The organism is Novosphingobium lentum NBRC 107847 (genome assembly GCF_001590965.1).
Classification (GTDB): Bacteria; Pseudomonadota; Alphaproteobacteria; order Sphingomonadales; family Sphingomonadaceae; genus Novosphingobium; species Novosphingobium lentum.
Genome location: NZ_BCTW01000016.1, coordinates 78,042 through 96,521 on the forward strand (window position 1 = coordinate 78,042; position 18,480 = coordinate 96,521).

Annotated in this window: 17 protein-coding genes; 6 read left to right on the forward strand and 11 right to left on the reverse strand. The window is 65.7% G+C overall.

Annotated features, from left to right (window positions below; all coding sequences use genetic code 11):
* Positions 1-7: 7 nt before the first annotated feature.
* The 4 genes from NL2_RS14730 to NL2_RS14745 all read right to left on the reverse strand — a co-directional run bounded on the left by NL2_RS14730 (position 8) and on the right by NL2_RS14745 (position 5,284).
* A complete protein-coding gene (locus NL2_RS14730; protein WP_068076450.1) occupies positions 8-679 on the reverse strand; it encodes a TadE/TadG family type IV pilus assembly protein in 672 nt (223 codons plus the stop codon).
* Entirely contained in the window at positions 676-1,281 is a 606-nt protein-coding gene (locus NL2_RS14735; RefSeq protein WP_068076451.1) for a TadE/TadG family type IV pilus assembly protein, read from the reverse strand. The genes NL2_RS14730 and NL2_RS14735 overlap by 4 nt, the downstream gene beginning before the upstream one ends.
* On the reverse strand, positions 1,281-3,239 hold the full coding sequence (locus tag NL2_RS14740; RefSeq protein WP_068076452.1) for a Tad domain-containing protein: 1,959 nt from the start codon (positions 3,237-3,239) through the stop codon (positions 1,281-1,283). The genes NL2_RS14735 and NL2_RS14740 overlap by 1 nt, the downstream gene beginning before the upstream one ends.
* 107 nt (positions 3,240-3,346) lie before the next feature.
* On the reverse strand, positions 3,347-5,284 hold the full coding sequence (locus NL2_RS14745) for a TadE/TadG family type IV pilus assembly protein (protein ID WP_068076453.1): 1,938 nt from the start codon (positions 5,282-5,284) through the stop codon (positions 3,347-3,349).
* 393 nt (positions 5,285-5,677) lie between these two features.
* On the opposite strand from NL2_RS14745, the gene NL2_RS14750 reads away from it, so the two are divergent.
* The gene (locus NL2_RS14750) at positions 5,678-6,241 is read left to right on the forward strand and encodes a hypothetical protein (RefSeq protein WP_157083186.1); all 564 of its coding nucleotides are present in this window, start codon (positions 5,678-5,680) and stop codon (positions 6,239-6,241) included.
* A gap of 112 nt (positions 6,242-6,353) precedes the next feature.
* A complete protein-coding gene (locus tag NL2_RS14755; protein ID WP_084356108.1) occupies positions 6,354-6,926 on the forward strand; it encodes an EF-hand domain-containing protein in 573 nt (190 codons plus the stop codon).
* Here the strand turns inward: NL2_RS14755 and trmFO are convergent.
* The gene (trmFO, locus tag NL2_RS14760) at positions 6,894-8,255 is read right to left on the reverse strand and encodes a methylenetetrahydrofolate--tRNA-(uracil(54)-C(5))-methyltransferase (FADH(2)-oxidizing) TrmFO (RefSeq protein WP_084356115.1); all 1,362 of its coding nucleotides are present in this window, start codon (positions 8,253-8,255) and stop codon (positions 6,894-6,896) included. The genes NL2_RS14755 and trmFO overlap by 33 nt on opposite strands.
* Before the next feature lie 97 nt (positions 8,256-8,352).
* Here trmFO and NL2_RS14765 point away from each other — a divergent pair, with 97 nt between their 5' ends.
* Positions 8,353-9,036 carry a lysoplasmalogenase family protein gene (locus NL2_RS14765; protein WP_068076487.1) on the forward strand — a complete coding sequence of 228 codons (684 nt, stop codon included), beginning with the start codon at positions 8,353-8,355 and terminating at the stop codon, positions 9,034-9,036.
* A 41-nt stretch (positions 9,037-9,077) separates the two neighbouring features.
* Here NL2_RS14765 and NL2_RS14770 read toward each other — a convergent pair whose 3' ends face one another.
* Positions 9,078-9,461 carry a DUF952 domain-containing protein gene (locus NL2_RS14770; RefSeq protein WP_068076456.1) on the reverse strand — a complete coding sequence of 128 codons (384 nt, stop codon included), beginning with the start codon at positions 9,459-9,461 and terminating at the stop codon, positions 9,078-9,080.
* Positions 9,462-9,465: 4 nt separating this feature from the next.
* Positions 9,466-12,222, reverse strand: coding sequence for a DNA gyrase subunit A (gyrA, locus tag NL2_RS14775; RefSeq protein WP_068076457.1), 2,757 nt, complete (start codon positions 12,220-12,222; stop codon positions 9,466-9,468).
* A 320-nt stretch (positions 12,223-12,542) separates the two neighbouring features.
* Between gyrA and NL2_RS14780 the strand changes: the two genes are divergently transcribed.
* The gene (locus tag NL2_RS14780; RefSeq protein ID WP_068076458.1) at positions 12,543-13,916 is read left to right on the forward strand and encodes a hypothetical protein; all 1,374 of its coding nucleotides are present in this window, start codon (positions 12,543-12,545) and stop codon (positions 13,914-13,916) included.
* Between the two features lie 86 nt (positions 13,917-14,002).
* On the opposite strand, the gene NL2_RS14785 is transcribed toward NL2_RS14780, so the two are convergent.
* Entirely contained in the window at positions 14,003-14,656 is a 654-nt protein-coding gene (locus NL2_RS14785; RefSeq protein ID WP_068076459.1) for a carbonic anhydrase, read from the reverse strand.
* Between the two features lie 65 nt (positions 14,657-14,721).
* On the opposite strand from NL2_RS14785, the gene lipA reads away from it, so the two are divergent.
* Complete coding sequence (lipA, locus tag NL2_RS14790; RefSeq protein ID WP_068076460.1) at positions 14,722-15,666, forward strand: lipoyl synthase; 945 nt, start codon at positions 14,722-14,724, stop codon at positions 15,664-15,666.
* 3 nt (positions 15,667-15,669) lie between these two features.
* Entirely contained in the window at positions 15,670-16,125 is a 456-nt protein-coding gene (locus NL2_RS14795; RefSeq protein ID WP_068076461.1) for a type II toxin-antitoxin system RatA family toxin, read from the forward strand.
* A gap of 30 nt (positions 16,126-16,155) precedes the next feature.
* Here the strand turns inward: NL2_RS14795 and NL2_RS14800 are convergent, their stop codons facing one another.
* Genes NL2_RS14800 through NL2_RS14810 form a run of 3 tightly spaced genes read right to left on the reverse strand, consistent with a single transcriptional unit; the run spans position 16,156 to position 18,445 of the window.
* Positions 16,156-16,632, reverse strand: a complete 477-nt coding sequence (locus NL2_RS14800) for a CinA family protein (protein ID WP_068076488.1) — start codon at positions 16,630-16,632, stop codon at positions 16,156-16,158.
* 29 nt (positions 16,633-16,661) lie between these two features.
* Positions 16,662-17,207 (reverse strand): hypothetical protein, encoded by a 546-nt coding sequence (locus NL2_RS14805; RefSeq protein ID WP_157083187.1) that lies wholly within the window; start codon positions 17,205-17,207, stop codon positions 16,662-16,664.
* Positions 17,208-17,209: 2 nt separating this feature from the next.
* Positions 17,210-18,445, reverse strand: a complete 1,236-nt coding sequence (locus NL2_RS14810; protein ID WP_068076463.1) for a bifunctional 2-C-methyl-D-erythritol 4-phosphate cytidylyltransferase/2-C-methyl-D-erythritol 2,4-cyclodiphosphate synthase — start codon at positions 18,443-18,445, stop codon at positions 17,210-17,212.
* Between the last annotated feature and the right edge of the window lie 35 nt (positions 18,446-18,480).

An 18,480-nucleotide genomic window follows, 5' to 3' on the forward strand; every position in this document is an offset into this window, starting at 1 on the left:
GGCGCCGTCAGAACGAGTTGAACGCGGCACAGCCCAGTACGGGGTCGGGCACGGTCGGGTCGCGCTGGTAGATCTGGCTGAGATCGCGACTGTCGCGCACGTTGAACGCGGCGGTGGCGTGGACCGGGCCGCTCCGGGTGAACATGTCGGTCATCAGCGGCTGATAATCGTATGTCACTTCGACATAGATCACCGCATCGCCCTGAACCGCCTGAACTTCCTCGCCCGGGGGCCCCATGCCGTTGAGCGTGCCGGTCAGGCCGGCGCCTTCGGCACCATAGGCCGAATTGACATGCTTGGTGCCCTTGCACCGCTGCCAGTGGATATACTGCTTGTCGGCGGTGCCCGGAACGACCTCGAGGCTACTGATGATCACCCGTCCATGATCGAACAGGCCCAGCTTGCCGGCCTGGATGTTCGAACCGAGCATGAGGTCGTCGATATCGCTTTCGTAGATCTTGTGCGCGCTCAGTTGCGACGTGTCGCCGATCCGCGCGGCGTTGTCGGCAATCTGCACGGCCAACTGGCCGACGCGCATGTGCACCACCGCCAGATTGGCGGTTTCGGTGCCGAACAGCCCGGCGGTCAGCAGCACCGGCAGCGACATCGCAAACTCCACGGCGGCCACGCCCGATCGCGCGGCGAGCAGGCGGCGCAACAGTCCAAGGCTGCCGATCATGTGCAATTCCCCACGGTGGCGACGATTTTCTGGTCCGTATAGGGCTGGTTGCGCAGCACCGTCGCGGCTGCAGTCGTGACATTGGGCGACAAACCGATGAGCGAGGTCATCGGGAAGGCCCGCGGGTAGGTCATCGTCACGGTGTAGAGCACCGCGTCACGCGCGCCGCCGAGCCCGGCAACGCCGCGGTCGCGATCCCAGGTGCCGTTGCCGTTGGCATCCTCGAACGCTTCGCCGTTGTCGCATACCCCGTCGCCATCGGCATCGGTGAAATCCTCGGGCATGTTGACGTCGCCGAAGTTGGTGTACGATTTGCGCACGAACGTGAGCGTCGCGCGCGGGATCACGCGATGCACCGACGTGGACACGATGGAGTCGATCGATCCCAGCGTGGTCGCCGCACCCTCGATGGTGGAGGCGCGGGCGGCCTGCTGCAGCGATCCCTGCAGCATGGTCTGCGCGTACATGGTGTATGCCATGTCGAACAGGCCCATCAGCGTAACCATCAACGCCGGTGCGATCAGCGCGAATTCGACCGCGCTGACGCCTGAGCGATCCCGCGCAAGACCGCGTAGCCGCCGGCGGCCATCACCGATCGCCATCACAGGTTGAGCCTCAACTGACCGATCGCCTTGGCGATGTCGGAAAACGCCTGGTCCAGCTCGGTCGAGTTGCTCGCCGCGAAATAATGGCCTTCGCCCGCGCAATTGCTCATGATCGGGTTGATGTCGGTGCCGAACGCGATGAACCACACGGTGACGTTCTTTTTCTTGGCGGCTTCGCAGGCGTAGGAGAAGCGGTTCTCCACGGTCTGGGTCAGCGTTAGCGGGCTCGACGAATTCCACCGCCGCTTGTCGAGCGGTTCCACGCCATAAGCGCCGTAACTGATGTCCAGCGACGAGGTCGCACCGTCGGTCAGCATGATGATGTTGCGGTTGGTGCGGTTGTTGGGCGCGACATCGGCGTTTTCGGTCGCGAAGATTCCGGTCGGCGAAATCAGCCGCGCGCCCCAGATCATCCCGATGTCGTGGTACGTGCTGCCGCCCGGGGTGAGCGTCGCGACATAGGAATCGATATCGCTGGCAGACATTTCGGCCAGCTTGTGCGCCGCCGGAGGGCAGGCGGCGAAGCCGGGAATGTAGGGCGCGACATATTCGTCGTTGGTGGTGATCGCAGCGGTGTTGAAGCTGCCACCGCTCCACTTGAGCTGGCGTTCGTAGATCATCGCCGGATATTCCGGCCGCCACTGCGTCGATGTGTCGCCGGCATTGGGCACCAGGTCGATGTCGAGATCCTTGGCGCGGGTCAGGTCGACGTTGTTGTAGTCGTCGATCTCGTAAGTGCCGCGTTCCTCCATGCAGCCGTTGGACTCGGTGCGCCACGCGCTCGTGTCCTTGTTGACCAGCTGGTACTGCCAGTTGCTCCCGCCGTTGAGCTTGGGCTCGGTGATGTAGGTGTAGGCGCTGACATAGTTGCTGTAGATGGTCTGGTTGACCGTGCACGTGGTGCCCGACAGCGATGTGGCGTAAGAGCTTCCGTTTTGCGTACGCTGATAGGTCTCGACCGTTTGCGTGCCGGGAACGGGCGTTGTCACCGTTGTGCTGACGGTTGAAATGAGCACCGGGCTGCTGGTGGTCAGCGTGTTCGCAGGCTTGGTCGGACACGAATACGTGCTGCCGCTCTGCTTTGCGGCGTACGTCGAAACTGCGGAGGTGTAGTAGTTGCCCGAAACCGACGTCAGCGCACCGTAATAGCTGTACGTGCCGCCCGTGCTGCCGGTGCCGACCAGGACGCGCGAATCGTAGTTCCAGTTAGGCACCACCCAGGAATCCTGCAGCAGCGAGCCGACATTGACGTTGGTCGAATAGGGCACAAAGCCAAAACGGATGCGGCTGCCGGGCACCTTGCTGCCCATCATCTGCGCGTAGAACGTCTTGACCACCGATTTCAGCACGGCGATCTTGGGCTGGCTTTCGGTCGGCGTGTTTTCAGCCATCGAACCGGTCACGTCGAGCACCATCATGATATCGGTGTTGGTGACATTGAGCCGGGCCGAACAATCGATCTTCACCGGGATGCGCGTGTAGCCAAAGATCGACATGATCGAGGTCGGCATGTCGATCGCGGCCTTCCCGGTGATCGAGAAGTCGTTGTTGAGCACCATCGTGAACGAACGGTTTTCGCTGCCGTAGCTGCCATCGCGGAAGTTGACGTTGAAGAACTTGTTGCCCGCGTCGGTCACTTTGGGGCCGTCGGTCGAAGCATTGAAGTTCGCGCCGGCCCCCAGTGACTTGCGCGCGCCGAGCACGCCGGCATCGCAGGCGGACTGGAGCCGGGCCTGCGCGAGGTAGGCGCGGCCCATGTCAACGCCGCCGCCGATCATCGCCAGCAATGGGATCATCGCCGCCGCCACGATCGCGATCGTGTTGCCCGTGCGATCGCCTGCCAATCGTGCGAGGAACGGGCGTGCCAGGAGCGGGCGGGCCATGAACGGGCTGGTCCGCCGCGAACGAAGCGCGCGCGTCAGCAGGCTCAGCAATGTCGTGACCACCCCGTTCATGCGTCGACCATACCCGCGTGCGGTAAAGGTTGCCGCCAACAGGTATGGTTAACGAACGGTTAGCGCGCCGCCCGGGCAAGCCGCCGACCGGCTTCGGAAACAGCGCCTTACCCCGAGACACGCAAGTCTCCCATCGACTTGGCAATGTTGGAAAATACCGTTTCCAGTTCCGTGGCATTGCCGGCGGAAAACGAATGACCCACGCCGGCACATTGCGTCATGACAGGGTTAAGGTCGGTGCCGAATGCCACGAACCACACCGTGATGTTGCGCTTTTTCACTTCCTGGCAGGCAACGGTGAACCGCTTTTCCACCACCTCGGTCAACGACAGCGGCGACGATGGCGACCAGCGCCGGTGGTCGAGCGGTTCGATGCCGTACGCGCCATACGACAGGTCGAGCGGCGCGGTCTGCCCGTCGGTCAGGAAGATCAGGTTGCGGTTGGTCGGCTTGCCCGCGAGATCGGCGTTTTCATCCGCGAACAGGCCGGTCGAGGACAGCAGCCGTCCGCCCCAGATCATGCCAATGTCATGGTAGGTGCTGCCACGGGGCTGCAAGGCGTCGACATAGTCCGACAGATCCTGCGGCGTCATCGGCGCCAGCTTGCGCGCAGGGCTGGGGCAAGATGACAGTCCCGCCCATTCCGACATCATGAAGTCGCCGCCGAACGTGACCGGCCCCGGCGTGAAGCTGCCGTTGCCGTTCCAGTCCATGCTGCGCACCCACGAGATCTCGTTGAGCATGGGCTTCCACTGTGTATCCGGGTTGGCGCTGGTCGGGATCGTATCGAGATCGAGATCGAGCGCGCGGGTCAGGTCGACGTTGTCGTAATCGCCGATCTCGTACGTCGCGCGCTCTTCCATGCAGCCGCGAAACCAGGCGCGCAGCGGGGAAGGGCTGGCGGGAGACCCCGCCATGGGAACGTCGAGATAACCACCGGCCAGCGGCGCATCGTCGGTCGCACCTTTGAGGTTGCGCACATCGAACGCCATCGGCTTGTAGCGCCATGTGAACACCGGGTTGGTCACCGTGCCGGTCTTCTTCGTCGTCCAACTGTAGACATAGTGGTCGTAGGTGGTGCCGGTGACCGACTTGTTCCCGCTGTCGGCAAAGGCGCAGCCATAGGCGGTGCCGTTGATTTCGGCCGTGCCCGTCACGGTGCCGTCGGGGGCCGTGTTGTACGACAGCTGGGCCCATGTAACGGTGTTCGCGGGGCAGGTCGCCGACAGGTATGCTGCGACGGCGCTCGTCGTGCCGCTGACATAGGCATAGGAGGTGTCGTACGTGTCGTGCGTTTCGGTTGTCCCGGTGTCTTCCCCGACGCGGCCCTGGTAGGTCGCGCTGTCGGCAACCCAGCCCGATTTGAGCAGACCGCCGACGTTGACGTTGGTCGAATACGGCACGAAACCATAGCGTACGCGGGTGCCGGGGCTCTTGCTGGCTTCGAGCTGGCTGTAGAACGACTTCACCACGTTGCGCAGGACTTGCAGCTTGGGCGCGGTGTCACCCGGATTGGTGTCCGCCATCGATCCGGTGGTATCGAGCACCATCATGACGTCGGTGTTGGCGTAGTTCAGCCGGGCCTTGCAGTTGACGGTGATCGGCACTTGCTGGAAGCCGAAAATGCGCATCAGCGTGGTGGGCACGATGACGGTGGCGTGGCCCGAAATCGAGTAATCGCTCTCCAGCGCCATCGCGAACGTGCGGTCGGTGGTGCCGTAGCTGCCATCGCGAAAGTTGACGTTAAAGAACCGCTGGCCGATGGTTGCGGCCGCTTCGGGAATGGCGCCCGAGGTCGGCGCGACCGAGCCCAGTGACTTGCGCGCCGCGAGCGCGCCGGCATCGCAGGCCTGCTGGAGGCGCGATTGGGCGAGGTAGGCGCGTCCCATGTCCAGCCCGCTGCCGAGCATCCCGATCAGCGGAATGATCGCGGCGGCGACGATGGCAAGGGTGTTGCCGGCACGGTCGCGGGCCAGGCGCACGAGCCACGAATCGTCGCGGTGCACAATCCGGTCGGTGGTTTCGTCCAGTCCGAAACTGCTCACGCAAACCACTCCTTCCGGGATGTGGCTATAACTTTCGTTCAGGAATGAACCGGTAACTGCCGTGGTTAAGTTTCAGTTAAACCCATGACTATTTGATCCACTATGGTATTGAAGGCTATCTTGATTTGAAAGTCAGGAAATTTAACGGCTGTTGACGATATTTACTGCGTCAATTACTTATCGCCTGCATGACGATCCTGCACCGATGACCGGGCCGCTTGGCCCGCAGAGATTAACGCCCGACTGGCCACATCCCGTCCGTCAGCGCGCATTTTGGCGGTCCAGCGACTTGTCGGGGGCAGACTCGCCGCGAACGATCCCGTATCGCCGGGCCATGATGCCAACAATTCCCGACGGCAGGACGTGACCGCGCCGCCCGACCGACACGCCCTCATGGACACGCTCGATCCGCCCGAACGGCTGGCGCTGGCTTATGCGCCGCGATCGGTTGCGCCGCTGTGGCTGGGATTTTTCGCACTCGATGCACGGCTGAGGGAAACAGCCCGTCCCGGGCGTGAGCCGGTGATGATCCAGTTGCGGCTGGCGTGGTGGCGCGACCGGTTCACCACGCCCGCGGGCGATTGGCCGCGCGGCGAGCCCCTGCTGGCACACCTTGTCCCGTGGGAGACGGAGCGGGCTGCGCTGGCCGGGATGGTCGATGGCTGGGAAGCACAGGCCGTGGGCGAGGACGGCGGTGGCGAACTCGCCGATGCGCGGATCGCCGCGATGACTGCCCTGGCGCGGCTCTGCGCCATTGCCGACACGACGGCTGTAGGCAGCGCGGCGAGCGACTGGGTGCGCCCCGCCGCCGCCGGGCCGGGCCGCACTCTGAACCGCGCCATGCGGCCACTGATGCTCCTGCGCGGGCTGGCGGTTCGTGCCGCCGCGCGGGGAGGCCGGCCCGCTCCGATCGCGGACCTCGCGGTGGCGCTGCGGCTCGGCCTGATCGGGCGGTAACGACAGGCCCTACGTAATATTACGCAGGAATGGATGCGGTTGGGAGTCACCGCCCGACAGGACCGCGCTATCGTCAGGCCGGTCGCTCCGGCGGCGGCTGCGAGGGCGTCCGATGAACCGTATCGTATTGGGCGCGTTCGCCGCGTTGCTGCTGGTCGCCTCGGGTGTGTTTTGGTGGCAGGGCCGCGCCCAGACCGCGCGCAACGCGCCGCCGCCCAGCATCGCGGCAACCGATGGCGCGCAACCCGATGCCGAAGACCCGCCCGATGAAGACGGCGCGGGCCAGCACGGTGCTTCGCTGCCGCAAGCGAGCGAGGAATCGCGCGAAGCCCGCCGGTTCGACCGGTTCGACAAGGACCGTGACGGGCGGATCACGCGCAACGAACTGCTCGCGCCGCGGGTAAAGGCGTTCCGCAAGCTCGATGTCGATGGCAACAACCTGCTGTCGTTCGAAGAATGGGCGGTGCGCACCAGCAACAAGTTCAAGGGGGCCGACCACAATGGCGACGGCGCGCTCACCCGTGAGGAATTCGTCGCCACCAAGTCGAAGAAGTCGGCGGCCAAGTGCCAGTGCAAGCCCGCCGCAGGCAGCCATCGCGGCCGGAGCAAAGGCGGCAGGGCCGCGCGCGATCAGTCGGGCAGCGATCCCGCGTCAGGCAACGACGGTGGGGAGCCAGACGGCTAGATCGGCCTTGCCCCGGCCGGTGTAGGCTTCCTTGCGCTGCTTTTTCTTCACCTCGTCCGCCGGCGGTGGGAACAGGCCGAAGTTGACGTTCATCGGCTGGTAGCTGTCGGCTTCCGCATCGCCGGTAATGTGGCTGAGCAGGGCGCCGAGCGCGGTCGTGCGGGGCGGGGCGGTCCATGGCGTACCGGCGATCTGCGCCGCGGTCATCAGTCCCGCCAGCAAGCCCACCGACGCGCTTTCGACATAGCCTTCGCAGCCGGTGATCTGACCGGCAAAGCGGATGTGCGGCGCGCTGCCGAGCCGCAACTGCCGGTCGAGCAGCGTCGGCGAATTGAGGAACGTGTTGCGATGCAGGCCGCCCAGGCGAGCAAATTCGGCGTTCTGCAGCCCCGGGATCGTGCGGAACAGGCGCACCTGCTCGGCATGTTTCAGCTTGGTCTGGAATCCCACCATGTTCCACAGCGTGCCTAGCTTGTTGTCCTGCCGCAGCTGCACCACGGCATGGGCCCAGCGCCCTTGGGGATGTTCCGGACTGGCCCAATGCGGATTGTCGAGCCCTACGGGCTTCATCGGCCCGAACCGCAAGGTGTCTTCACCGCGCGATGCCATCACCTCGATCGGCATGCAGCCTTCGAAATACGGCGTGCTGGCTTCCCACTCGCGGAACTCGGTCTTTTCGCCGTCGAGCAGGCCCTGGCGGAACGCGACGTATTCCTCGCGCGTCATCGGGCAGTTGATGTAGTCCTTGCCCGAACCGTCGTCGCCACTGCCCTTGTCCCAGCGCGAGGCCATCCAGCAGATGTCCATGTCGATGCTGTCACGGTGAACGATCGGCGCGATCGCATCGAAGAACGCCAGCGAATCCGCCCCGGTCGCCGCGCCGATGCTGTCGGCGAGCGCGGGGGCGGTAAGCGGTCCAGTGGCGATGATCGTCAGTCCGGACGCGGGCAGCATGTCGATCCGCTCGCGCACGATCTCCAGCGTCGGCTGCGCGGCCAGCGCGGCTTCGACGTGCGCCGAAAACACATCGCGGTCGACCGCCAGCGCGGATCCGGCAGGAACGCTCGACTTGTCCGCCGCCGCCATCACCAGCGAGCCCAGCGCGCGCATTTCGTGGTGCAGCAGACCGACCGCGTTGCGTTCGTGGTCGTCCGAGCGGAAGCTGTTCGAGCAGACCAGTTCGGCCAGCGCATCGCCCTGGTGGGCCGGGCTGCGCTCGCCCGCGCCGCGCATTTCCGATAGTTTCACGCGGATGCCGCGCCGGGCGAGCTGCCACGCCGCTTCGCTTCCGGCCAGTCCGCCGCCGATGATATGGACCTGATGTGTCATGCCCCGCGCCATAGGCATTGCGCGCGCCGCGCGACAGCCCCAAACGGACTTTCGACGCCGTGCCGACAAGGCCCAACCCGAACAAGGAGCGAACGCGATGCCCGCGCGCGGATTGCTGGAACGCAGACCATGGCTGCTGGCCAGCCTCGCGTTCGCCATCAGTTACTGGTTTGTGGCCGATGGCCGGCTGCCCGGGCTTTACCAGATGGCGTGGAAGGGCGCGGGCGTGGCGCTGCTCGCGGTGTATGCGTGGACGCGCAACGGCTCGCGCGACGGGCACCTGATCGCGGGCGTGATGGCGCTGGGTGCGCTGGGCGACGTGCTGATGGAAATCGACGCCACCGCCGGCGGTGCGGCGTTTTTCGCCGGCCACGTGTGCGCCATTGCGCTGTACTTGCGCCATCGCCGGGCCGACACCAGCGTGAGCCAGAAACTGCTGGCGGTCGCATTGCTGGTCATCGTGCCGCTGCTGGCGTGGGTGCTTCCGTCAGACCGTTCGACGGCGGCGAACACCGCCCTCTACGCGCTGGTATTGGCCGGCATGGCGGGCCTGGCGTGGACCAGCAGTTTCCCGCTCTATGGCGTGGGGCTGGGGGCGCTGCTGTTCGTCGCCTCGGATGTGCTGATCTTTGCCCGGATGGGGCCGCTGGCTGCCAGCGCGCTGCCGGGCTGGCTGATCTGGCCGCTGTACTACGTCGGGCAGTTCCTGATCTGCACCGGCGTGATCGCCACGCTCAGCCGCAATGGCGAGGACGCGCGCTTGCAGGCGGCAGTGGGTTAGATCGCAGGGGGGTAGGTCGCAGGGGGTTAGGTCGCAGGGGGTTAGGCGACCGTGGGCAGCCGCACCGAGCCGTCCAGCTCGCGCTCCAGCGGCCCGTAAGCCAGCGTCGCCGACAGCGGCAGGGGCGCGTACAAGTGCGGGAAATCCTGACCGCCGCGCGATGGCTCCCATCGGATCGCATCACCCAGCGCTTCGACATCGACCGCGACGATATGCAGGCTATCCTGTCCGGCGAAATGCCGGTCGATCGTCTCGGCCAGTTGCGCGGCGGTGGACAAGTGGACGAAGCCGTCGGCCAGATCCACCGGCGCGCCCGCAAAGGAGCCCTGCGCCTCCAACTCGGCCATCTGCGCCCGGGTGAGCACTTTGTAGGCGACCAGCGGGCGGTCTGACGGGCCTGCACCCGCCGGGCTGGCATTCACCATCGAATCAGGCCGCGTCGTCGCCGCCGGGCGGCACGGTGTCGTCTGCCTCACCGTCATCGGGCAGGGCATCATCGGGCAAGGCATCATCGGCCGCATCGAGCAACCGGACCGCGCTGACCACGTGTTCGGCATCGGCCACGTTGAACAGCCGCACGCCCGCGCTGCCGCGCCCGATCACGCGCATCGTTTCGAGCGGCAGGCGGATCAGCTTGGCCTGGTCGGTCACCAGCATCAGCTGGTCGGCTTTGCCCGCCGGGAAGCTGGCCACGACCGGGCCGTTGCGCGCGATGTTGTCGATGTTGGTGATGCCCTGCCCACCGCGACCGGTGCGGCGGTATTCGTAGGCGGACGACATCTTGCCGTAGCCATTGGCGCAGACCGTGAGGATGAACTGCTCGCGCTCGGCCAGTTCGGCGATGCGCGCGGGATCGGCAGGATCGCCCTCACGCTCGCCCTTCCACGGGGCGAAGCGCAAGTAGTCCTCGCGCTCTTCCTGCGTGGTGCCGACGCGGTGGAGGATCGATAGCGAAATGACCTCGTCGTCGTTCTTCAACGTCATCCCGCGCACGCCGGTGGAGGTGCGGCTCTGGAATTCCCGCACGTCGTCACCGGCAAAGCGGATGGCCTTGCCCTGCCGCGTGGCGAGCAGCACGTCGTCGGCCGGTTCGAGCAAGGCGACGCCGATCAGGCGATCTTCGGAACCGTCCTCGAACCGCATGGCGAACTTGCCGTTCGACGGAATGCTGGTGAACGCATCCATGCTGTTGCGCCGCACGTTGCCGCGCGCGGTGGCGAACACGACGTTGAGCTTGCCCCACTCTGCCTCATCCTCGGGCAGCGGGAGCACGGCGGCGATCGTCTCGTCCTTGTCGAGCGCGGGCAGCAGGTTCACCACCGGACGGCCGCGCGTGGCCGGGCCGCCTTCGGGCAGGCGCCACACTTTCATGCGATAGACTTTGCCGGCGGTGGAGAAGAACAGCACCGGCGTGTGGGTCGAGGTGACGAACATCGTCGCGACCGCGTCTTCCTGCTTGGTCGCCATCCCGGCGCGACCTTTGCCGCCCCGGTTCTGGGCGCGGAAGGTCGAAAGCGCGGTGCGCTTGATATAGCCGTCGAGCGTGACGGTGACCACCATCTCCTCGCGCTCGATCAGGTCCTCGTCCTCGATCCCGTCGGCGGCAGGCGCGATTTCCGACAGGCGCGGGGTGGCATAGCCCTGGCGCACTTCGACCAGTTCCTGCCGCATCAAGGCGTACAATTTCTGCCGGTCAGCGAGGATTTCGAGGTAGCCGGCGATGGCCGTGGCCAGCACCTGCAACTCGTCGCCGATCTCGTCGCGGCCGAGCGCGGTCAGGCGGTGGAGGCGCAAGTCGAGGATTGCGCGGACTTGCGCTTCGGACATGCGATAGGGCTTGCCCGATCCGTCCTCCGCGTCGTCCTCGATCGCCTCGACCAGGCGGATGTAGGGCGCGATTTCGCCGATCGGCCATTCGCGCGCCAACAGCGCCGCGCGGGCCAGGCCGGGGTTGGCCGATCCGCGGATGATCTTCACCACCTCGTCGAGGTTGGTGACCGCGATCACCAGGCCCAGCAACAAGTGCGCCCGGTCGCGCGCCTTGTTCAGCTCGAACTTGGTGCGGCGGGTGATCACTTCCTCACGGAAGCGGATGAACGCCTCGATGATGTCCTTGAGCGTAAGCGTTTCGGGGCGGCCGCCCCGGATCGCCAGCATGTTGGCGGGGAAGCTCGATTGCGCCGGGGTGTGGCGCCACAGCTGGTTGAGCACCACTTCGGGCGTGGCATCGCGCTTCAGTTCGATGACCACGCGCACGCCCAGCCGGCTCGATTCGTCGCGGATGTCGGAAACACCCTCGATCCGCTTGTCCTTGGCGGCTTCGGCGATCTTTTCGACGAGACCCGACTTGCCGACCTGGTACGGGATCGTGGTCAGCACGATCGACCGCCGGTCGCCGCGCCCTTCCTCGATTTCATAGCGCGAGCGCATGATGATCGAACCACGGCCCTCGGTGTACGCCTTGCGCGCGCCCGACAGGCCGAGGATCAGCGGCCCGGTCGGGAAATCCGGCCCGGGAATGATGTCGATCAGTTCGTCCAGCGTGATCAGCGGGTTGTCGATATAGGCCAGGCAGCCGTCGACCACTTCGCCCAGGTTGTGCGGCGGAATGTTGGTGGCCATGCCCACCGCGATGCCGCCAGCGCCGTTGACCAGCAGGTTGGGGAAGCGCGCGGGCAGGACCGACGGTTCGCGACGCGAGCCATCGTAGTTGTCGACGAAATCGACGGTGTCCTTGTCGAGATCGTCGAGCAGGAAGTTGGCGACTTTGGCCAGCCGCGCCTCGGTATAGCGCATCGATGCCGGATCGTCGGGATCCATCGAGCCGAAGTTGCCCTGGCCATCGACCAGCGGCACGCGCATCGACCAGTCCTGCGCCATGCGGACCAGTGCGTAATAGATCGCGCTGTCGCCGTGCGGGTGATAGTTGCCCATGACGTCGCCGACGATCTTGGCGCATTTGCGATAAGGCCGGCCGGCGACGAAGCCGCCTTCCTGGCTGGCAAACAGGATACGGCGGTGGACCGGCTTCAGCCCGTCGCGCACATCGGGCAGCGCGCGCGCCACGATCACGCTCATCGCGTAATCGAGGTAGCTGGTCTTCATTTCATCGACGATGTCGATCCGCTGAAATTCTGGCGCCGCTGAAGGGGCGGGGGGATCGATAATGTCGGTATCGTCGCTCACGTGGGTGGCTTTTTCGCTCTGTTGTAGGGAAGGATTGAGGCCCTAGGCCATCGTGCGGGCAATGACCAGCAATGCGGTTCGAAAGCTGCGGGGCAGCCTTCAGTTTTCCACATTTTCCGGCCCGAATCCGGCCCGAATTGCCGATCGTGCGACGGACCGTGCCTAAAATCCCATTCAAATGCCGTTCACGCCGTGAACCCTAACCCGGCACCAGTTGCCAAGGCGGTGAATTCGCGTCAGTAGCGCAGCCGCCCATGGTGAGAGGACGCCGGCAGAAATTCCTGTCGAATGCACGTCCGGGTCGATCAGGAGAATTGAGAATGCGGGGTATTTTCGGAAACATCGGCATGACGGCGATTGCGCGTGGCGCATTGGCCGTGGCTCTTGCCGGCGGCCTGCTCGCCGGCGGCGTCGGTCTTGGCGCAACTGCGGCATTTGCCAAGGACAGCGCACCCAAGGCTGGTGGCAACTCCAAGGAATTCGTGGCTGCAGCCGGACCGATCCAGAAGACGCTCGAAGCCGCCAAGCCGCTCAAGGCCAAGGTCGATGCTTCGACTGGCGCCGACAAGGCTGCCGCGCAGTCGCAGCTGACCGCAGCGCTGGCCACGGCCCCGGCCGAACTCGCCGCCGTCGAGGCCGCGGCCAAGACCCCGTCCGACAAGATGATCGCGGGCCAGTGGGGCGTTGCCCTTGGCGGCATGATCAACGACGTGAAGATGCGCCAGCGCGGCATCCAGTCGATGCTGGACAGCGGCCTGGTGCCCGCCGCGAACCTGTCCGAATACCAGTTCTACCTCGGCAATTTCGCGTATGGCAACAAGGACTATCCCACCGCCGTCAAGGCGCTTACCCCGGTCGTTGCCGCCAACTACAAGGAAGACGCCGCCGCCGAGCTGCTGGCCGATTCCTATGCTCAGCAGGGCCAGAACACCCAGGCGCTGGATTCGCTGAAAGCCGCCGTCGCGGCACGCAAAGCCGCCGGTGGCGCAGTGCCCGAAGACTGGTTCAAGCGCGCGAACCTGATCGCCTACAAAAACAAGCTGGGCCCGCAGGCGATCGAATGGGCAACGCTCATGGTCCAGAACAGCCCGACCGCGTTCAACTGGCTCGGCGCGGGCCAGCTGGTGCGCGAATTCGGCAACTTCACCAACCAGGAATCGCTGGATCTGGGGCGCCTGCTGCTGCGCAGCGGCGGTCTGTCGAACGATCCCAAGTACGTGGAACGCGAATACGTCGAGTACATCCAGGCTGCCGATCCGCGCCGCCTGCCGGGTGAAGTGGTGAAAGTCGGCGAAGCGGGCATTGCCGCTGGCGCGCTGAGGGCCAACGATTCGTTCGTGACCGATGCGATGACGCAAGCGCGTGGTCGCGTCGCCGCCGACAAGGCCTCGCTGCCCGGGCTTGCCCGCGATGCCGCTGCTGCCGGCAACGGCGTGGGTGCGCTCGCCACGGGCGATGCCTACCTCTCGTACGGCGATGCCGCCAAGGCCGAAGGGCTGTACATGCTGGCCGTACAGAAGGGCGGCGTCGACAAGGATCGCGCGCTGACCCGGCTGGGCATCGCGCAGTCGGACGAAGGCAAGTATGCCGAAGCCAAGGCAACGTTCGCGCAAGTCGGCGGACCGCGCGCGCCGCTGGCAAAGCTGTGGACGATCTATGTAGATCAGAAGGCTGGCGGCACCGCTGTCCACTGATCGATACCAACAACGCTGAGACAGGAAGGGCGGCCCGCAACGGCCGCCCTTCTTGTGTTCAGGTCGCCCGCCGTGCCGCGTGAGGCTCAGGCCACCGAATGAAATTCGCCCGAGTCCTCGTCCAGCACGTGCAGCACCCCGTCGGAAATCGCGAAGAACGCGCCGCGCAGACGCAGCTCGCCGTCGCGTTCCTTGCGGCGAATGCACGGGAACGTGCGCAGATTGGCCAGGCTCACTTTCACGCCGGCCAGTTCCATCGCTCGCTCGGCAGCGCGGCCGTGGATGCCGTACTGCGCTGCCACCGGTTCACGTGCTTCGTCGAGCATGGCGATCCAGTCGGCGATGAAGCCGCCTTCGCCGGGCTCTGCCCCTTGCAGTTCCTGGGTCAGCGCCGCCTTGCAACCGCCGCACATGCCGTGGCCCATCACCACGATTTCCTTGACCTTCAGCACCTGCACCGCGAATTCCAGCGCGGCGGAAACGCCGTGACGGCCCGGCGTCGTTTCGAACGGCGGAACCATCGCCGCCACGTTGCGCACCACGAACATCTCGCCGGGATCGACGTCGAAGATCTGCGCCGGATCGACCCGGCTGTCCGAACAGGCGATCACCATGACTTCGGGCTCCTGCCCTTCGCCCAGCGTGGTCCAGCGCTCGCGGCGCGGGGTCCATCCGGTTTCGCGAAAGCGGCGGTATCCCGAGATCAGTCGGTCGAGCTGGGGGGAATGAGATTCGGCCATGCGATGTCTATGGGCGAGGATGATTGCCACTGGCAAGCCGCGGCGGTTGGTTCTATCTGGGCAGGATGAACGACCTTGCCGCAGATCCCCGCACATCTCGTCCCGAACCCCGCCAGCGCAAGCCGGACTGGATCCGCGTCAAGGCGCCCACCAGCAAGGGGTATGGTGAAACCCGCCAGTTGATGCGCGATCTCGGGCTCAACACGGTGTGCGAGGAAGCCGCGTGCCCCAACATCGGCGAATGCTGGACCAAGAAGCACGCCACGGTGATGATCCTGGGCGACGTGTGCACGCGGGCCTGCGCGTTCTGCAACGTCAAGACCGGGATGCCGCGCGCCGTCGATGCGCAGGAACCCGAACACGTCGCCGAAGCGGCCGCCAAGCTGGGGCTTGAGCATATCGTGATCACTTCGGTCGATCGCGACGATCTGCCCGATGGCGGGGCCAGCCAGTTCGTGAAGGTGATCGAAGCCCTGCGGCGCACGACGCCGGCGACCACGATCGAGATCCTGACGCCCGATTTCCGCAACAAGATGGACAGCGCGGTGGAGGCGATCGTGGCGGCCGGTCCCGACGTGTACAATCACAACCTCGAAACCGTGCCCCGGCTCTATCCCACGATCCGGCCCGGCGCGCGCTACTACGCCTCGCTGCGCCTGCTGGAACAGGTCAAGCGATTGGACCCGCGCATCTTCACCAAGTCGGGCATCATGCTGGGGCTGGGCGAGGAACGGCTCGAAGTGCACCAGGTGATGGACGACATGCGCTCGGCGGGGATCGATTTCCTGACCATGGGGCAATATCTGCAACCCACCCCGCGCCACGCCAAAGTCGCCGATTTCGTCACGCCCAAGGCGTTCGACGCTTATGGTGCGATTGCGCGCGCGAAAGGCTTCCTGCAAGTCGCGGCCAGTCCGCTGACCCGCTCAAGCTATCACGCTGGCGACGATTTCCGCGCCATGCGCGCATCGCGCGAGGCGCAACTGGCCAAGGCCGCTTCCCGGGGCTGAGCCATGCCGCGCATCACCGAAACCCGCCACCTGCCGTTCACGCCCGAACAGATGTTCGATCTGGTCGCCGATGTCGGCCGCTATGCCGAGTTCCTGCCGTGGGTGGTGGCAACGCGGGTGAAATCGAACACCGAGAGCGAGATGGTGGCCGACATGCTGGTCGGCTTCAACGCGCTTCGCGAGAAGTTCACCTCTCGCGTGCGCAAGACCCGGCCGCGCGAGATCGTGGTCGATTACCTCGACGGCCCGTTGAAAAAGCTGGAGAATAACTGGACGTTCGCGCCCGATGGCGACGACGGCTGCATCGTCGATTTCTGCGTCGACTTCACGTTCCGCAACCAGCTGTTCGAACGGCTTGCCGGCCAGTACGTCGATCGCGCCTTCCGCAAGATGGTGGCGGCGTTCGAGAGCAGGGCGACGGCGCTGTACGGCGAGCAGAAGATGGTTCGCCCGGCCTGACGGCGCTGCAACACCGATCCAGGGCCAGATTCAGGGCAGCAGCAGTTCCAGCGCGATGATCGTGGCGCGCAGGCGCACGTCGGCGCGGCTGGTCGCTTCGGCAAAGTGCTTCAGTTCGGCGTCGACCGCTTCGGGATCCTCGCCGCGCACGGCCTTGGCGAACACGACCGTGCCGACCGGCTTCTGCGCGGTGCCGCCATCCGGGCCTGCGACTCCGGTGATCGCAACGGTCACGTCCGCCCGGCTGCGCTTGAGCGCGCCTTGTGCCATCGACCAGGCCACGGCGAGCGAGACGGCGCCGAACGTGTCGATCAGGTCGCCCGAAACGCCGAGCAGTTCCTGCTTGGCCTCATTGGAATACGTCACGAACCCGCGATCAAGTACCGCGGAACTCCCCGCAACCTCCGTGATCGCGGCGACAACGAGGCCGCCGGTGCAGCTTTCGGCCACCGCCACCGTGCGACCAAGCGCCTTGTTTTCGGCCACCACCCGGCGGGCCAGCACCATGATTTCCTCGGGCAGCAGGCAGTCCACGGTCAGTTGCTTCCCGCGATCGGACACAGCGGGATGTCAGCCGTCTTGCCCGGCTTGGGCTTGTCGGCCACCGCGACGATGAACGCCACCAGTTCGGCGGTGTTTTCGGGCGGCAACGGAGCGAGGATGCGCGATGCCCGCTCGATCGCCTGGCACTGGTCCGGCTTGATCCCCGACCCCACCATCTGCGCGACCATCGCCTCGACAAACGGCTGCAGCGCGTTGTCGGGCAGCGCCTTGACCGTATCGGTCATCTTGGCGTCCTTCGCCGATCCGATCTTGAGGAAGGCGGCCTTGGCGGCGGGCCACGCAGCATCCTTGCGCGCGGCGTAACGGGCCACGAGCGCGGGGCCTTGCGTCGCGAAATAGCCGTTGGCGGCAAGGTGCGGCTTGCAGCTGGCCATCGCGCCATCGAGCACCGACGGCATGGCGTAGGCGGCCATTCCGGTCAGTTCGGTTTCGGTCAGGCACGCAGCGGCTTGCGCCGCCTGCGTCTGAACCAGGGCAGCGATCGCACCTGCGACAAGAACGGTCCGGGGAATACGCATGATCAACACTCCGGGATGGCGGTAGCGGGGAACACTGTGGCGATCGGGAATACCGTGGCCGGGAATACCGTGGCGATGGCCTGGGCGGCAATTCCTTCGCCGCGCCCGGTGAATCCCAGCCGTTCGCTGGTCGTGGCCTTCACGCTCACGCAGGCGATGTCAATGGCGAGGATGGCGGCAAGCCGGGCGCGCATCGCGGCTTTGTGCGGGCCGATGCGCGGGGCCTCGCAGATGATCGTGACATCGACGTTGCCGATCGCCTGACCGGCCTCGCCGACCAGGCTGGCGGCATGGGCGAGGAAGCGGTCGGACGAGGCACCGCGCCATTGCGGATCGGACGGCGGGAAGTGATCGCCGATGTCGCCTGCGGCAATTGCGCCAAGCAACGCGTCGACCAGTGCGTGAATGGCCACATCGGCATCACTATGCCCGGCAAGGCCTTGTGAATGCTCGATCTTTATTCCGCACAGCCACAACTCTTCGCCATCCGCCAGGCGGTGGACGTCGAAACCCTGGCCGACGCGAGGCAGTGCGCTATGGTTCATGTGATCCCTGAAGTCTGAAGCAAACGTCACCTTGCGCAAGGCCTCATCACCATCGACCAGCGCGACGGTGATGCCAGCGGCCGCGGCGACTTGCGCATCGTCGCCCGCGACGGTCTCACCCTGCCAGTTGCGATGCGCGGCGAGGATGGCGGGGAACCGGAACGCCTGCGGGGTCTGCACGCGATACAGCGCCTCGCGCGCAACCGGCTGCTGCATGATGGCATCCTCGCCGCGCACCAGACTATCGACGACCGGGAGCACGGGGATGGCGGCGTCGTGGTCCGCCAGACCGGCGATCAGCGCCGAGATCACGGCACCCGGCAACACGGGCCGCGCGGCATCGTGGATGAGGACCAGCTCGGGCACCAGCAACGGTTCGGCCATAGCGAGCGCTTCGAGCGCCGCGCGCACCGAATCCTGCCGTGTCGCGCCGCCCGCGACGAAGCGGACCGCAGACAGGCCCTGTGCGACCTCTGCCGCCTCAGCTTCCCAGCTTGCGGGAACGGCGACGACGATCGGTGCGATTCCGGCGGCTGCCAGCGCTTCGAGCGAATGGCGCAGCAGCGGTTTGCCGCGCCACGGGGCGAATTGCTTGGGCACCGTGCCGCCCGCGCGCAATCCCTTGCCCGCCGCCACGACGATGGCCGCGGTTCGCGGAAGCGATGCGATCGCAGGGGTGTCGTCGGGCAGCATTGTGCGCGGCGTCTATCAGCCTTGCCGTAGATGCT

What these genes read in the sequence shown, in the direction of transcription:
- NL2_RS14770 (WP_068076456.1), bottom strand. Translation starts at nt 9,461, where the DNA reads ATGGTGAATGCCAGCCCGGCGGGTGCAGGCCCGTCAGACCGCCCGCTG.
- NL2_RS14810 (WP_068076463.1), bottom strand. Translation starts at nt 18,445, where the DNA reads ATGCTGCCCGACGACACCCCTGCGATCGCATCGCTTCCGCGAACCGCG.
- trmFO (WP_084356115.1), bottom strand. Translation starts at nt 8,255, where the DNA reads ATGACACATCAGGTCCATATCATCGGCGGCGGACTGGCCGGAAGCGAA.
- NL2_RS14755 (WP_084356108.1), top strand. Translation starts at nt 6,354, where the DNA reads ATGAACCGTATCGTATTGGGCGCGTTCGCCGCGTTGCTGCTGGTCGCC.
- NL2_RS14750 (WP_157083186.1), top strand. Translation starts at nt 5,678, where the DNA reads ATGGACACGCTCGATCCGCCCGAACGGCTGGCGCTGGCTTATGCGCCG.
- NL2_RS14730 (WP_068076450.1), bottom strand. Translation starts at nt 679, where the DNA reads ATGATCGGCAGCCTTGGACTGTTGCGCCGCCTGCTCGCCGCGCGATCG.
- NL2_RS14735 (WP_068076451.1), bottom strand. Translation starts at nt 1,281, where the DNA reads ATGGCGATCGGTGATGGCCGCCGGCGGCTACGCGGTCTTGCGCGGGAT.
- NL2_RS14780 (WP_068076458.1), top strand. Translation starts at nt 12,543, where the DNA reads ATGCGGGGTATTTTCGGAAACATCGGCATGACGGCGATTGCGCGTGGC.
- NL2_RS14800 (WP_068076488.1), bottom strand. Translation starts at nt 16,632, where the DNA reads ATGGTGCTGGCCCGCCGGGTGGTGGCCGAAAACAAGGCGCTTGGTCGC.
- NL2_RS14795 (WP_068076461.1), top strand. Translation starts at nt 15,670, where the DNA reads ATGCCGCGCATCACCGAAACCCGCCACCTGCCGTTCACGCCCGAACAG.
- NL2_RS14785 (WP_068076459.1), bottom strand. Translation starts at nt 14,656, where the DNA reads ATGGCCGAATCTCATTCCCCCCAGCTCGACCGACTGATCTCGGGATAC.
- NL2_RS14765 (WP_068076487.1), top strand. Translation starts at nt 8,353, where the DNA reads ATGCCCGCGCGCGGATTGCTGGAACGCAGACCATGGCTGCTGGCCAGC.
- lipA (WP_068076460.1), top strand. Translation starts at nt 14,722, where the DNA reads ATGAACGACCTTGCCGCAGATCCCCGCACATCTCGTCCCGAACCCCGC.
- NL2_RS14805 (WP_157083187.1), bottom strand. Translation starts at nt 17,207, where the DNA reads ATGCGTATTCCCCGGACCGTTCTTGTCGCAGGTGCGATCGCTGCCCTG.
- NL2_RS14740 (WP_068076452.1), bottom strand. Translation starts at nt 3,239, where the DNA reads ATGAACGGGGTGGTCACGACATTGCTGAGCCTGCTGACGCGCGCGCTT.